Below are 13,788 nucleotides of genomic sequence, written 5' to 3'. Positions count from 1 at the left end.
GTATGCGCAATGGCTTGATTGCAGCCCATAATCTCTTACCGCGCCGATACTACCGGAAGCTCCAACGTGCTGTACTGTCCAGTACTCCGATAGATTCGCTGTGTCGCCTTTACATAATCGGCCGCCCGGGCATGGAAGATATTGGGTACGTATCGCTGCGGGTTGCGATCGTACAGCGGGAACCAGCTGGACTGGATCTGCACCATCAACCGGTGCCCAGGCATGACGACATGATTGATATTCGGTAGCGCAAACCGATAGCGCTCGGGCTTGCCTGCCGTGATAGGCTCTGGATGTTCCAGACTGTTGCGGTAGCGCCCGCGGAAGATGTCCATTGCCAGCGGCAATTGGTAGCCGCCCAACTCCGGCTGCGATGGCACCTCGTCGGGATAAACGTCGATTACCTTTACGACCCAGTCTGCGTCCGTGCCAGATGTCGATGCGAACAGATTTGCCACCGGGGCGCCGGACAGCTGCAGTGGCGCCACTAGGGGTTCCGAGACATAGGTCAGCACATCCGGCCGGTCAGCCACGAAGCGCTGGTCGCCGACTAGCCAGGGGCGCCAGACTGCGGCATCGTGCATGCGCACGGGACGCGGAATGAACGGCACCGGCTTGGCCGGATCCGCCACGTATTCGTCGAACGCCGGCTGTCTGTCCGCCGGGGGAGCGAAGGACAGCCGGAAGCCTGCGTGCAGATACAGCGGTGTTGCAGGTGCCGGGCATTCGGCGGCGCACGCTAACGGCCAGCGCTGCAGGGTTTGCCAGCGGTTCGTGCCGGTCTGGTAGACCAGGACAGGCGGCGTGTCCGCCGTTGGTGCACCATCTTTCAGATACTGGTCGAGGAAGGGTTGCATCACGTCGCGCCTGAACTCGAGGGCGGTCTCCCCCGAGAAGCGTAGCGGGCCCAGCGTCGCACCGTCGAAATTGACGCCGCTGTGACGCCATGGTCCCACAGCTAGGAAGTTCAGGCGATTGTCCTTGTCCTGGGCTTCCAACGCCGCATACACAGCGTAGGCGCCGTAGATGTCCTCCTGATCCCACTGGCCGACCACGGTCATTGTAGGCACACGCAGCGGCCGCCTGGCCAGGATGCGGTCTAGCGCCTGTTCCTGCCAGTACGCGTCGTAGGCCGGATGATCGAACAGCTTCTTCACGAAGTTCAGGCGGTCCAGGCCGAACTGGTGTGCATACGCGCCAGTCGAACCGGCCCGTAGTACGCCGTCGTAGTCATCGTATACGCCAGTCGCCAGCGGCTCGCCACGCGCGCGGATCGATGTCTGGATCGCGATATAGTCGAGCATCTGCACGCGGAACGCACCATTGTGAAACCAGTCGTCGCCGCGCCAGCCATCCACCATGGGGCTCATCGGTACCGCTACCTGCAGGGCCGGATGTGGATCCGCGATCGCCATCAGTGTTGTAAACCCGTCGTACGAAGATCCGAGCATACCGACCTTCCCGTTGCTTTCCGGGACATTCTTCACCAGCCAGTCGATGGTATCCCAGGCATCGGTAGCATGATCGATGCCGCTACGGTTCAGCGGCCCGGCCAGCGGACGAGTCATCACATAGTCGCCTTCGGAACCATACTTCCCGCGCACATCCTGCAGTACGCGGATATAACCCTGCGCCACGAAGGTCTCATCGCCCTGCGGCAGTGTTGCAAGCATTGCTGGGCTGATGCTCCGCCTTGTACGGATCACGGCGTTATATGGGGTGCGTGTGAGCAGCATCGGTGCGTTGCTGGCGGACTTTGGGATAATGATCACCGTGTGCAGGCGCACGCCGTCGCGCATGGGGATCATCACGACGCGACGTTCATGGTCTGCCATATCGGGCGAGGCCACGCGCGCTGTAGTCACGTCTGGTGCCATCGGAGGCGTCTGAGCGGCCACTCCTGCGACCGTGCACACCAGCAGCGCGGCTAGCGCGCCGCCGCGGCGCAACAGGGGCAATGGGAACGCGCGGGTCATGCGGTTGCCAGCTTCCGGATGGCACTGGCCAGGCGGTCCAGATCCGCGTTGCCGGTGAAATAGGATGGCGTCACCCGGATGCAGCTGCCCCCAACGGGACCAGAGCGGGCTACCGTGAAGATCTTGTACTCGTCGGCAAGGCGACGCGCAATGGCCACGTTGTCCTCGAAGGTGGTTTTTCCGCGCAGGCGGAACGAGGTGACGGCGCCGGTCATGCCGGGCTCCTCCGGTGTGAGGATCTGCACCCCGGACACGTCGATGACCTGGCGCACCCACGTGTCACGCAAGTCCCGCAGCCGGGTGGCGCGTTCGGCCAATGACACCTGGCCGTGGAACGCCAGCGCGGCCGGAATCGTCATGATTGCCGCCATGTTGACGGTGCCCGCGTTGACGCGGGCGCGCACGTCGTTGGCCGGAAAGATCGTGGTACCGGCCTGGACGGCGATATCCTGCAGGCGCGATTCGCGGATGTAAAGAAAGCCCGTGCCAAGTGGTGCGCCTATCCATTTGTGCAGGTTAGCACCCACAAAATCGGCGCCCAGGTCGGGAATCCTGAAATCGAGCTGTCCCCACGATTGGGCAATGTCGACGATGACGTCTACGCCGCGCGCCTTGGCCATGCGCACAATCTCGGCCACGGGCGTCACAAGTCCGGTGCGGTGGCTGATGTGTGTGAGCAGCAGCAGCCTAGTGCGAGAGTGCCGGCGCAGTGCCTGTTCGTAGGCATCGATCACAGCTTGGCGAGTGGCCGGCTCCGGGATCTGCACCGTCGCCACCCGCGCATTGCTACGACGTGCCAGGTCGTTTATGGCATCGATCATAGTGTCGTAGTCGAGGTTACCGTGCATAACAGTTTCTCCCGGTTTGACGAGCCGGTAGTTGCAGATGAGGTTTTGCAGGGATTCGGTCGCGCCGCGCGTGATAGCGATCTCCGATGTTGCGACGCCGGCATGCGCCGCCAGTCTAGCCCGAATCGCCTCAATGCCTTCGCGATCGAATTCGCGGCGCAGGAACAGCGAGTTGTAGCGATTCAGGTAGTCGATATTGCGCTTGAAATCCTCCGTGACTGGGCGCGCCATGATGCCGAAGTAAGCATTTTCTAGGTTGATAAATTCGCTAGCTACGTCATAACTAGCAGCCAGTTGTTGCCAATTACCAGACGGGGCAGCGGTGACGTATGCGGCGGCGTTGGAGCTATTGGCCGCGGCAAGGCCAGCGGCAAGGCTGGCGGCGCCGCGTAGCAATGCGCGACGGCGTGGAACGAAAATACTCATGCAGGCTCCCTGGTTCGGTGATGTCGTGCCAAAGTATATGCAGTGTTGCGCCAGGCGCGCGATGACATTCCTGATTGGTCGATAAGCGAGACTTATGATCCAGTCTTTCAAGCGTGTGTCTTGTCCGGCGCGGCCATTCGCCCGTCCGCGCAGAGCACGATGGTTAGTCGCGCGTACCCTGGAACTGGTGCAGTACGACCTTACGCGCAGCAGCCGGCATCGATGAGCTAAGCGTACCCATATCTACGTCGAGGCGCTTGCGCATCGCACCAAGAAACGCACGGGCGAACGTCGACAGGAGCGCACCGGCTGGCCACACCGTTAGGGCGGCAAAATCGACGCGTTCCGAAAAGGGACGGAAGACGAGACCACTATTGCGGTAATCACAGGCAGTCACTGGATTGACGATCGCGATACCGATGCCATTGCGCACGAGTTCGCAGATGGTGATGGTGTACGGTGTTTCCATCGCCGTACGCAGCTTGACGCCATGGGCTCGGCAGATCGCATCCAAGCGCAGGCTGACGACATCGTCGGGATTGAGCGCGATGAAGGGATAGCGTGCCAGCTGAACGGGAGTGATCACGCTGCACTCGGCTAGCGAGTGTCCGGCGGGGAGCGCAACGAGGCCGAAGTACCGTGCGAACAGTGAATGCTCGATGCCGCTGACCTGCACATCATCGGCCACCACCCCCAGTTCGACTTCGCCACGCAAAACGGTGGCCCGGACGTCCTGTGAGCCCATGACTTGCAGCGACACGAGCGTGCCTGCGCATTCCTCGGGCATGTCGGCAAGCACGCGCGGCAGGAATCCCACGCCAAGGCCAGGGAAGCTGGCGATGCGTACCCGTCCAGCAGACAGTTGCTTTAACGTGCCGATACGATGGTCAATCTGGTCCATTCCAACGAAATGCCGTTGGACCTCGTTCAGCAATGCGACCGCTTCCCTGGTTGGCAACAGCTTGCCGCGCACCCTTTGAAAAAGGTCGATCCCGGCGCGTTCTTCTAGTCGTTTTAATGCCTGGCTGACGGCCGGCTGTGAGACCTCCAGGAGCCGCGCCGCCTTCGTTGCCGACCCGGCCGTCATTACGGCGCGGAACATTTCGATATCTCGGCTGAGCACAATAAGGGAATGTAGGTTGCGATGAGGTATGTTACGCAACCCCGGCAAATACATAAATCCCACTTATGGGGAAGCGTCAGTGCTGGCATCCGCGTTGCTGGCACCATTCGCAAGGTGGATCGAGGCTGCTGAGTCGGCTGCCGGATTGCACAGCGCCGGCGGCACCGTCGTGTTGCAAACCTCGCGGCGCGACGATGTTTTGACGATTTGGCGGAGCTGGAAAACCATTCGAACTTGGCAGTGTTAAATTTATCGGGCAAGGTTCATCTATCTTTTCGCATGGCGGATTGCTGCAGTCCATGAAGTCGATCTTGTCGCGTGAGCTGCCGATTGATGCCCGGCCGATGGCAGTGTGACAGTGTGGCAGTGCAAGCTTAAAGCAAACTATCATCCATCATTCAGTGATGGCAGGCAGTACGGCAGCGATGACTGGCGACGCTTTAGTCATCAAATGGTTGCTCGCCTAAGGCACTGACAAGATAGTCAACAAAACAGGTAATGCGTGACGAAAGTGCAGTATTACGGTAGTACACAGCGTGAATCGCTTGGCGCTCTTCGACTGTGTAGGATGCCAGTAGCTGCACCAAACGCCCAGCGCGGCGGTCGGAACCTGTCATGAAATCTGATAGACAGACGATACCCAGGTCAGCAAGTGCCATTTGTCTGATCGTTTCACCGCTGCTCGACGAGATCTCGGGCTTGATGTGCATCGCACTGTTGTTGGCCTCCCTTAGGGGCCAATTGTTAAGCGCGTCTGGCTGACTAAAGCCGAGCAATGTGTGATGCTGCAGGTCCTGTGGGTTGCGCGGTGTGCCATGCCGTTCCAGATAGGCAGGACTGGCGAGTACGCGAATGCGACTGGTGCCAATCGGGCGTGCATGCAACGTGGAGTCGCGCAGAGCGCCGATCCGCAGTGCAACGTCCGTGCGCATCTCGATCAGGTCGATGATGCCTTCGTTCGAATGCAGTTCCAAATCAACGTCGGATAGCATGCGCGAAAACCGTCCAGTAGCGGCACGATCACGTGCAGCATAAAGGGCGTTGCTGCATCTACACGCAAGCGCCCAGCGGGACGCAGGCGCCGAGCTTCCATCTGTTCTTCAGCATTGTCAACGGCTGCTAGGATCGCGCGTGCATGCCGAAGGAAAGCTTCACCCTCATCAGTGAGTTCGAGTCGGCGCGTAGTGCGCCGCAAGAGTGTCGTTTGCAGCTTTTGCTCAAGGCGGGCAAGCGTGCGACTCACTGCCGAGATCGTTACTCCAAGCTGCTCGGAAGCTGCCGTAATCGTGCCAGTATCAATTACCGCTACAAACGCATAGAGCTCATCGAATGTTGTTCTCATACTTGATCTAACGTCAAAAGTATTTGAATCATACACGGCTTAATCGGAAAGTATTCTCAGGGCATACTGATCTAGATCAAACACAATCAAGGAGCGTTACATGGGTATTCCTGCAGTTGGCGTTGGTACATTCCGTCTTTCCGGCCAAGCTGCGTACGATTCTGTAAGCACAGCACTGCAAATCGGCTACCGTGCTATTGACACCGCGCAGATCTACGGCAATGAAGGTGATGTTGGTCGTGCCGTCGAGGAAAGTGGCGTGCGGCGCGATGAGCTCTTCCTGACGACCAAGATTTGGACTGAGAACTATGCAAAAGAGAAATTGGTGCCAAGCCTACGTGCCAGCCTGGACAAGTTGCGCACCGGCTATGTCGACCTGACATTGATCCACTGGCCGGCACCCGGCAACGGTGTCAGGTTGCCCGAGTTTATGGAAGCGTTGCTTGATGCGAAGGCCCAGGGCTTAACCCGACAGATCGGCATCTCAAATTTCAATATTGAGCTGACACGTGAGGCAATCTCCGTTGTTGGTAAAGGCGAAATTGCCACCAATCAGATTGAACTGAGCCCCTATCTGCAAAACACTCGGCTGGCAGGGTTCCTGCAGGACGAGAATATTGCCGTAACGTCGTACATGACACTGGCTTACGGGAAGGTATTGCAGGACCCTGTGCTGACTCGCATCGCCACTCGACGCAATGCGACCGTTGCTCAAGTAGCGCTGGCTTGGGCGCTGCAGCTCGGCTATGCCGTGATTCCTTCTTCGACCAAACGCGTGAATTTGGCCAGCAATCTGCTGGCGCGGGAATTGAAGCTGGATGCGGACGACATGGCCGCTATTACCGCACTCGACCGCAATAGCCGCGAAGTGAATCCGGCTGGTCTTGCCCCCCAGTGGGATTGAGCCACGAACACTGGATCAACCTAATCTTAGACGGGCCGCCCCTGTGATGCCTTGCGTGAAGGCTGGGCTGACATGATCGCCTTTGGACGCCCTTTTCTCGCTAACCCCGACTTGCCTGAACACCTGCATGATGGCGCTCCTCTGGCCGAGCACGACCCAAGGCGCTGTCTTGGGGGACGCGTATGGCCTTTCCGATTATCCGACCTCGGCCGCACGTGCGGTTCGAACGAAAGAGAGAATATGACTAACAAAACGATGACCCTTGCCCGAATGGCACTTTCCGTGACCTTATTGCTGGCCCTCAATGCTGCAAGTGCTCAAGACTGGTACCCGTCTACGTATGGTGCGAAAGATGAAATTGGCGCAGCAAATTTGCTGACGCCTGAGATAGTCAAGCAAGCCGTTGGCTTGGTGAAGACAGGCAAGACTTATCCCTTGGCCGTGCCAGTTGACAAAAATCTGCCGGCTTACCGCCACCGTACCTTTCGCCTCTACAATGTACAGGTCGGCCAAGAAGGAGGAAAGACTCTAGGACCGAACAAGTTCACTGCCAATGATGAACTCGTCAACGCCTGGACTGGCGTCGGCACGCAACTGAACGGCATTGGCCATATCGGCATCGACAATGTCTACTACAACGGCAATAAGGCAGCAGACTTTGTCACAGTCGATGGCATCAAAAAGCTGGGGGTCGAAAAAGTACCGCCAATTGTCACGCGTGGCGTGGTACTGGACATGACTGCGCACTATGGCAAGAAGATTGTCCCGGGCGGCACGGAGTTTACGGTCGCCGACCTCCTGGCTGTGTTGAAGAAGCAGAACCTTACTCTGCGCAAGGGCGACGTAGTGTTGTTCAACACGGGCTGGCTGGAGCTGATCGGGAAGGATAACAAGCAGTTCCTGGAGGTGGAGCCTGGTATCGGCATGGAAGCAGCGAGATGGCTAGCTGACCAAGGCATCGTTGCCTTTGGCGGCGACACATGGGCCTCTGAAGTTTATCCAAATCCACATACAAAAGAGGAATTCCCTATCAACCAATACATGCTGGCCAAGCGAGGTATCTATAACCTGGAACTGATTGATAGTCGTGCGCTGGTACGCGACCAGGCATGGGAATTCCTGTTCGTGTTGGGCCAGCCGCTGTATGTCGGATCGACACAGGTAAACATTAATCCCGTAGCAATCCGCTAACACCGGAGTGAGGCAGGTGGTGAATGTTGAATGATGACAATGTTTGGGAAGAAGTCGGGACGACATCGAATTGTCACTGCCTGCAAGGCATTCATGCCTACCTCGTTGTTGCCGAATGACCGCTTCTGGCCCGGAACCGGCCTGTCGAAATAGCTCAGCATACGACATCATGGGCTGCAGAACAGCTGAGGAGCCTGGAAGACCTTGATCGATAACTGGGATTATCAGGTAAGGATACGGCTGAGCTTAGCCCCCGCTGCCATGTCGGCGGCTGGATGTCGGCTGCTCCATGCAGGCTTTTGTCTGAGCGGCGCTGTCGACCGTGCCGGCCGCTGACGGCCCACTTGGCTAACCACGCCAAGCAAGTCAGCGGCTGGTAGCCATCGCGGTGGAGCCCGCCTGTCACATCGACGCGAACAGCTCATCGCTGGAGAAACGATCAGCCATCCCCCGCTCTCTGCAGTCAGGCCGCATAGCCGTGCCGCATGACATCCCAAGTGCTGATCCAGGCTCGACCCTGGTCGGCTCGCCATCTTATTGGCGACTCCGACAAGGGCTACGAAGAAATCTTCGCGAGCCCGCAATTCATTGCGAATTGCCATCGCTAGCGCGTGTAGGCGCGCGCTCGGAGCAATGCTCTCGCCAGCAAATGCGCCCGTCAGTTGTGGCACATCTCTAACATCAAATGCCGCGAACGACCCATCCGGCAATTTTGCACTGAAAATGTATATCAGGTATTTCCACCCACCGTCTACCACTACACCGAGGACGAACTGATTTCCATCTGCGAGCGTTAGTTCAAGTTCATCGCGCGACGCGTAGGATTCATGCGTTGTCCCATTGCGTCTTCCTCCATGCTGTTCCTGGCGGGGTGGCCATACTGCGCCACCCGCCTAATCCAATGACACCGCCCTTCCACTCAGCAGACGCTTCGATGCGGCTCGGCAGGGCTTGCAAAACAGCGGAGCGCCATCAGCTCGGCATCCATTCGTGCGCTGGCAAATCCCTCCTGCCACATCGCAGCGAACTGCTCATTGTGGGAGAAGCGATCGGGCATGACCCGCTCTCCCCGCAGGTAAGCCGCATAACCGTGCCGCATGACACGCCGAAAGATCGCTTGCAGCTGCTCGATCGCGGCGTGTGGGTCCGGCAGTGGCTGCCATCTTGCGCGCCAATCTTCCATGTCCAGCCATTCCACCAGTCCCGGCACGACATCGCCATCGAGCGAATCGCTCGATAACCGTTGTCGCCATGCGGTGTTCTCATCACGTATTCCGTCCATGTTTTACTCCCTTCGACTGCCTCAGCTCGCCCACAGCCACGCCGCCATAGCAACGGCAGATATCCCTGGCCGAGCACAAGGAGCCATCTCTCAGATTGCAGAAGCAGATGCAGGTGCGGTTAATACGAATGAACGGCGTACCGTCCCGCGCACGCAACCGCCTGCCCGGCCTCAACTCTTCCAGCCACACCAGCAGCGGGGCACACAGCGCGTCGTACGACGCATCCCCGCCCTCCGGCACCAGATTACCGTCCATGCGTTTCATGATGACCTCCCTCCTCGCATGATTGCCGATTCATCCAACGACCATCGACCACAGCGCGTCCAGGTTGAACACGCCACGATCCGTGCCTAATATGGTCGCAGCGAACCGGGCTTGTGCAAGTACCCTTGCACCGCTTTTCCATCCACGACATCGACACGGTGAACATGCCATGCTGCGACTAGGCTCCCACATCCGCCTGACTGCGCCCGAGATCGAGTACCTGTTCTATGTCACGAACATCGATCCCGGGAACATCCGCAGTCTCGCCCAACTGAAGCGCTACATCCGCAAGTGCAAGCGGTACTATTGGGGTACTTCCCAGGCAACCCGGACGCTGCATCGCATGATCGATGACGCGTACCAAGGCTGCCTGGATGGCACCATCCTAGCCACCGCTTGAGCCACCTGCCTGCGCCGCGGGCGCGACTCTTGCCGGTTTCGGCTTCTGCTTGCGCATCGGCCGCTTGCTCATTTCACTCAGTTGGATTTCCGCCGGCTCGCCATGGCGGGCCAACAGCGCTTCACAGGCACCGAGGCAGAAGCGACCGCAACGTATCAGCGCCACGACCGGCCAGCCAAATACCCCGAACAGCAACGCGCGAATGGCCTTGCCCACCGCATGCGCCCTCGCCTGCCGCTCCTTCGCGATCCGCAGCGACTGGCGGCAGCGCAGATACAGGGCAGAATGCAGCCGCCGGGCCTCGTCGTCCTGGTCCATATGGGCGATGAGTTCAGCGGCAACCGTGGGGTTACCCACGGAGTGGTAGAACTCCGACCACAACCGTTCTTCTTCACGGCCCATCCGGCGTACATGCCGGTTGCCACGTTCTTCCTTCTCCTGGTACATGGTGACCTCCCAAAAAAATGTGGAGCACCAAGCCCTCGCGGGACGTCGATGCCCCGCTGGTTCAACAAACACATTAGATGATGATGTCCGCGCGAGCGGACGTGAAAAAGGCCCGTGATTCTTGCGAACCAGGGCCTCAACCGAAGAAGCGAAAAATCCGCCTCTTGTCAGCACGGGCAGTGATGCCAATGCCAATCTGTTTGCACTACGATGATGAATCCTTCACGCGAAGCGAAGGATGGAACTGGCAGAGACGCCAGCAAGATGAAGACGGGTGACGACCGCAACGCCCTGGAAGACCCAAGGTCCAGAAGCAACACCGCGATGGCATGCGTCTGAAGCATTGTAGGAACGATTCCCACAGAAAGCGTTTACATCATGGCACCCGGAACACGGAAATTCAAGGGACTTTGCACGAGGCGTGTACTGCAACTCGGTGCGCAATACGGAGACCGGCATGTTCACGCCGCGCCTCGCCAATCCATTGCAGGATCACTGGCCGCTCCTATAATTTCCATATCCCCCCAACACTGCTATCTACCGTCCATCATGGCTTCCGAAGCAGACGACGATTTTATCTACAGCTACGGCATCGTGCCCCTGCCGGCGACACCACGCAGCGGCTGGTGCCTGCGGCTCTACGAACACCACATCACCGTGGCAGAGCAGCACTTTCCAACCACCGCAGGCAGCCTGGCGAAGAGCATGAACTGGTGGCACACGTTGACCGACGTCGAGCGCACCGAGTACACGATATCCTTCAACGGTATCGTGGAAGCCTACAACGCGTACCTCGTCGGTGCAGCCTACGCCGAGGCAGAGACGGTGGCCTGCGCGTGGCTGGACGCGCGCAGCGGTTCCTAGCCTCTCCCGCCGATACACTGGTCTACCGCTGTCCTGCATTGTCGCCATGCAGATGGGATCATCAGCCCTTACCGGGCCGCCACGCCCGCCTTGCCCTTAGCCGGACATCGAGCACGCGCTCCCTCACCAGGCGGATCAGCCGCTCACCACTCAACAATGCGATCCCACCTGCGTCCATCTGCGGATACAGCGCCGCACCGCTACGGCCGGTATGCACGAACAGGCCTCCGTCGAAATCCTGCGACGCCAGCACTTGGCTGAAGGCGCAGATGTGTTCCAGGCACACATGGTGCCGGTACCGCTTGGACTGCACGGCATACCAGCCACGTCCCGGCAACCACACCGTGCCATCCACGCCGCCATCGCCACTGTAGCGCCTACTACGTAGCACCAGGAGGCCCGCGTCCTCCAGCGCCGACATCACGACTTCCTCGAAGACCAGCGGATCGACCGCACGCAGGTAGGCCAGGCTGCGCGCCCCCACACCCGGTTCGGTGAAGCCACGGACGGCGCGCAGGACGCGCCGCGATTGGCGCACATTGCGCTGGTGGCCCGGCAGGCCAGCTAGCCTGCTGGCGTTGAGCCAACGCGAGAAACAGCGGACGGCCAGCTTCGACAAGGCTGTTCGCCATCGGCGAAAGCGGGCAGCCCAGGCAGCGTCCCAACCCGCATGATGTTGACGCGATCCGGCATAGCGATGGCCATTTTGTGACGGCGGTGCGTCACCCTTGATGCTGCGCGCTTGCTTCATTATTCGTTCCTCCTTCCTGACGCAAAGAACCCAGATATGCGGTGCTGACCTGAGGCCGATGGTGGCCAAGCTGCTCTGCCACCTGGCGGTAGGCATCCCGCCGCACGGCCGGGTCGAGCGCGGGATCGCCGCCCTGCACGGGCGAGCGCACCGTCGCGATTTCGAAATACAAATCATTGGCAAACTGGTGGCGCAGTCCGTGCGCGCTCACGCCCAGTCCCTTGCGCGATATGCCCACGGTACGCACCACGTTGGAGAACCGGTCGAGCGATTGCTTGAGCGTCAGGCCTGGGCACCCGACATGGCCATCCCTAGTCTTCGCAACGCGCCTGGCCTCCTCCAGCGCCTCGCGCTGCTCGTCGCTGCGCACTGCGGTATAGCGAAGGTGGCCACCCTTGGTGCCGCGCTTGATGCGCAGGAAGCTGACGAACCGCATTGCTGCCGGATGGCCTTTCGGCAGTGCGTAATCAGGTACCTCGGCCACATGCGGCGCGAACATCACCGCCTCCTTGCGGCGCATGCCGAACGCAAGCATCAGGCGCAGCTGGATGCCCACGTACCTGTCCATCTCGGTGACCTTGGCAACCAGCGTCTGCGCATCGACGCCATTCGCCGCCCAGCTGAAGTCGCGTTGTGCAGCATAGTGCCGCGCCACCAGCGCGGGATCTTCCACGTAGGCCTTGGCCTCGTGCACCAAGCCGGCCTTGCCGATCCATCCGGCGAACACACGCAGGATGGACAGCTGCTGCTGGATGTATGCCGCGCTGCAGGCCTGCTCCCGCGCTGGCATTGCGGCCGCAGGCTGCGCACACCAGTAACGTACCAAGGCCCGAACGTGACGATCGCCAATGTTGGCCGGCGCGACCATGAAGCCGAGCTGGCGAAGCAACCCGAACATTCGGAACAGCGACTGTCGGCGCGCCTCGCGCGTGTTGTGGGAAATCGGCTTGTGGCGAAACGCGTGCATCTCGTTGTGCCGCTCGATGATGGCGGCCAGTTGTCCTTTCCAATCGCGAACATAACTCATCTGCCACTCCTGCTGTTCGCTAGCGACCAAGGCCATCATGCGCCCTGTGCAACGCCCTTGTGCCGACCAGCGTCCTTCTATTTCCTCGTTCAGTGCCGCCACTGTCCTGCCGCACTGCACCTGGCCAAACCTATCCTGCCGCGCTGGCCAAGCGCGGCAAGTCCCGGGACTGTTATCGCCGCGCGGCTGATCCCGGTCCCCGGCGTGCGTAGTGGATACCTTCAGTGTCGTAAAAATGCGCATGTACACGAGCGGCGGATTTCGCCTTCCGTCCCGTGTTTCGCCTCTGGGGCGAACAGGACCACGAGCAACGCGGCCAAAGACAGCAAGTGAGGGCATGCCATGCCCTGAATACTTGGAGCCACCTCACACGGTTATCCCCGGCCCTACCACCAGGCCGCTTCGTGATGCCGCATGTACCATGTCGCGCAACGCTTCTACGAGGTCGCTACGACACGGCACCGCTCACGCGGTGACCATGCTTGCAGAGGGGTGTATTCGAAATCGAGGGAACGGCATCGCCATTCCTCTGCACCCGGTCGTGCCGGATGCGCTCAGGATGTGCCACGGGCGGCACGGGGCGGTCGACGCCTGCCATGCGTTCATGGGCGCAAAGGCCCACCTGCTCAGAAAAAGATCGAGAAGCTATGTTCCAGTGTCGTCATCCCCGTTGAGGAGGGCACTGGCACAATCGGCGCCTGGTGGCACGCTAGATTATCGGCATCGCCGATCTGAAGACGGGTTACGACCGCAACGGGCTGTATCGCAGGCCTGCGCCGCATTGAGAGCACGATGCTCACGGGAAGCGGGTCCGGACAGTGTAGGCAGAATAGGAAGCGAATCGGGCGTTGTCAAGGAACGCGTGAGCACGAAAAATTGTGATATCGGTGCCAGAATAATTTGTAGGTCAAGAATTCAGTGGGCTTTCCCCCTATGACGGGA

Annotated in this window: 12 protein-coding genes and 2 pseudogenes; 5 read left to right on the top strand and 9 right to left on the bottom strand. The window is 59.7% G+C overall.

Annotation, left to right across the window (positions count from 1 at the left end):
* Positions 1-35: 35 nt before the first annotated feature.
* The 4 genes and pseudogenes from EWM63_RS27840 to EWM63_RS27825 form a co-directional block, all read right to left on the bottom strand.
* Positions 36-1,976 (bottom strand): CocE/NonD family hydrolase, encoded by a 1,941-nt coding sequence (locus EWM63_RS27840; RefSeq protein ID WP_130189426.1) that lies wholly within the window; start codon positions 1,974-1,976, stop codon positions 36-38.
* A complete protein-coding gene (locus tag EWM63_RS27835; RefSeq protein ID WP_130189425.1) occupies positions 1,973-3,250 on the bottom strand; it encodes an aminotransferase class V-fold PLP-dependent enzyme in 1,278 nt (425 codons plus the stop codon). The genes EWM63_RS27840 and EWM63_RS27835 overlap by 4 nt, the downstream gene beginning before the upstream one ends.
* A 163-nt stretch (positions 3,251-3,413) precedes the next feature.
* Entirely contained in the window at positions 3,414-4,352 is a 939-nt protein-coding gene (locus EWM63_RS27830; protein WP_229487537.1) for a LysR substrate-binding domain-containing protein, read from the bottom strand.
* Between the two features lie 461 nt (positions 4,353-4,813).
* Positions 4,814-5,715, bottom strand: a pseudogene (locus EWM63_RS27825) (LysR substrate-binding domain-containing protein).
* A gap of 100 nt (positions 5,716-5,815) precedes the next feature.
* Between EWM63_RS27825 and dkgB the strand changes: the two are divergent.
* The 3 genes and pseudogenes from dkgB to EWM63_RS27815 all read left to right on the top strand — a co-directional run bounded on the left by dkgB (position 5,816) and on the right by EWM63_RS27815 (position 7,810).
* Positions 5,816-6,619 carry a 2,5-didehydrogluconate reductase DkgB gene (gene dkgB, locus EWM63_RS27820; protein ID WP_130189424.1) on the top strand — a complete coding sequence of 268 codons (804 nt, stop codon included), beginning with the start codon at positions 5,816-5,818 and terminating at the stop codon, positions 6,617-6,619.
* A 54-nt stretch (positions 6,620-6,673) separates the two neighbouring features.
* Positions 6,674-6,863 (top strand): annotated as a pseudogene (locus EWM63_RS32625) (hypothetical protein); the annotation flags it as partial.
* An 11-nt stretch (positions 6,864-6,874) separates the two neighbouring features.
* On the top strand, positions 6,875-7,810 hold the full coding sequence (locus EWM63_RS27815; RefSeq protein ID WP_130190652.1) for a cyclase family protein: 936 nt from the start codon (positions 6,875-6,877) through the stop codon (positions 7,808-7,810).
* A 919-nt stretch (positions 7,811-8,729) separates the two neighbouring features.
* On the opposite strand, the gene EWM63_RS27810 is transcribed toward EWM63_RS27815, so the two are convergent.
* Positions 8,730-9,092 (bottom strand): hypothetical protein, encoded by a 363-nt coding sequence (locus EWM63_RS27810; RefSeq protein ID WP_130189423.1) that lies wholly within the window; start codon positions 9,090-9,092, stop codon positions 8,730-8,732.
* Positions 9,076-9,357 (bottom strand): hypothetical protein, encoded by a 282-nt coding sequence (locus tag EWM63_RS27805; protein ID WP_130189422.1) that lies wholly within the window; start codon positions 9,355-9,357, stop codon positions 9,076-9,078. The genes EWM63_RS27810 and EWM63_RS27805 overlap by 17 nt, the downstream gene beginning before the upstream one ends.
* 169 nt (positions 9,358-9,526) lie before the next feature.
* Here EWM63_RS27805 and EWM63_RS27800 point away from each other — a divergent pair, with 169 nt between their 5' ends.
* Positions 9,527-9,757 carry a hypothetical protein gene (locus EWM63_RS27800; RefSeq protein ID WP_130189421.1) on the top strand — a complete coding sequence of 77 codons (231 nt, stop codon included), beginning with the start codon at positions 9,527-9,529 and terminating at the stop codon, positions 9,755-9,757.
* Here the strand turns inward: EWM63_RS27800 and EWM63_RS27795 are convergent.
* Positions 9,743-10,204, bottom strand: coding sequence for a hypothetical protein (locus EWM63_RS27795; RefSeq protein WP_130189420.1), 462 nt, complete (start codon positions 10,202-10,204; stop codon positions 9,743-9,745). The two genes, EWM63_RS27800 and EWM63_RS27795, sit on opposite strands and share 15 nt — an antisense overlap.
* Positions 10,205-10,753: 549 nt before the next feature.
* On the opposite strand from EWM63_RS27795, the gene EWM63_RS27790 reads away from it, so the two are divergent.
* The gene (locus EWM63_RS27790; RefSeq protein ID WP_130189419.1) at positions 10,754-11,068 is read left to right on the top strand and encodes a hypothetical protein; all 315 of its coding nucleotides are present in this window, start codon (positions 10,754-10,756) and stop codon (positions 11,066-11,068) included.
* A 61-nt stretch (positions 11,069-11,129) separates the two neighbouring features.
* On the opposite strand, the gene EWM63_RS27785 is transcribed toward EWM63_RS27790, so the two are convergent.
* Positions 11,130-11,819 (bottom strand): restriction endonuclease, encoded by a 690-nt coding sequence (locus tag EWM63_RS27785; protein ID WP_165390962.1) that lies wholly within the window; start codon positions 11,817-11,819, stop codon positions 11,130-11,132.
* On the bottom strand, positions 11,791-12,846 hold the full coding sequence (locus tag EWM63_RS27780; protein ID WP_165390961.1) for an integrase domain-containing protein: 1,056 nt from the start codon (positions 12,844-12,846) through the stop codon (positions 11,791-11,793). Before EWM63_RS27780 ends, EWM63_RS27785 begins: the two co-directional genes overlap by 29 nt.
* Between the last annotated feature and the right edge of the window lie 942 nt (positions 12,847-13,788).

The organism is Pseudoduganella lutea, assembly GCF_004209755.1.
GTDB classification, from domain to species: Bacteria; Pseudomonadota; Gammaproteobacteria; order Burkholderiales; family Burkholderiaceae_D; genus Rugamonas; species Rugamonas lutea.
The sequence above is the reverse complement of the archived record's forward strand: the minus strand, read 5'-3'. Positions and strand labels throughout refer to the sequence as shown.

Excerpts from the sequence above, each read along its gene's own strand:
- EWM63_RS27840 (WP_130189426.1), bottom strand. The coding sequence starts at position 1,976 with ATGACCCGCGCGTTCCCATTGCCCCTGTTGCGCCGCGGCGGCGCGCTA.
- EWM63_RS27835 (WP_130189425.1), bottom strand. The coding sequence starts at position 3,250 with ATGAGTATTTTCGTTCCACGCCGTCGCGCATTGCTACGCGGCGCCGCC.
- EWM63_RS27830 (WP_229487537.1), bottom strand. The coding sequence starts at position 4,352 with ATGTTCCGCGCCGTAATGACGGCCGGGTCGGCAACGAAGGCGGCGCGG.
- dkgB (WP_130189424.1), top strand. The coding sequence starts at position 5,816 with ATGGGTATTCCTGCAGTTGGCGTTGGTACATTCCGTCTTTCCGGCCAA.
- EWM63_RS27815 (WP_130190652.1), top strand. The coding sequence starts at position 6,875 with ATGACCCTTGCCCGAATGGCACTTTCCGTGACCTTATTGCTGGCCCTC.
- EWM63_RS27810 (WP_130189423.1), bottom strand. The coding sequence starts at position 9,092 with ATGGACGGAATACGTGATGAGAACACCGCATGGCGACAACGGTTATCG.
- EWM63_RS27805 (WP_130189422.1), bottom strand. The coding sequence starts at position 9,357 with ATGAAACGCATGGACGGTAATCTGGTGCCGGAGGGCGGGGATGCGTCG.
- EWM63_RS27800 (WP_130189421.1), top strand. The coding sequence starts at position 9,527 with ATGCTGCGACTAGGCTCCCACATCCGCCTGACTGCGCCCGAGATCGAG.
- EWM63_RS27795 (WP_130189420.1), bottom strand. The coding sequence starts at position 10,204 with ATGTACCAGGAGAAGGAAGAACGTGGCAACCGGCATGTACGCCGGATG.
- EWM63_RS27790 (WP_130189419.1), top strand. The coding sequence starts at position 10,754 with ATGGCTTCCGAAGCAGACGACGATTTTATCTACAGCTACGGCATCGTG.
- EWM63_RS27785 (WP_165390962.1), bottom strand. The coding sequence starts at position 11,819 with ATGAAGCAAGCGCGCAGCATCAAGGGTGACGCACCGCCGTCACAAAAT.
- EWM63_RS27780 (WP_165390961.1), bottom strand. The coding sequence starts at position 12,846 with ATGAGTTATGTTCGCGATTGGAAAGGACAACTGGCCGCCATCATCGAG.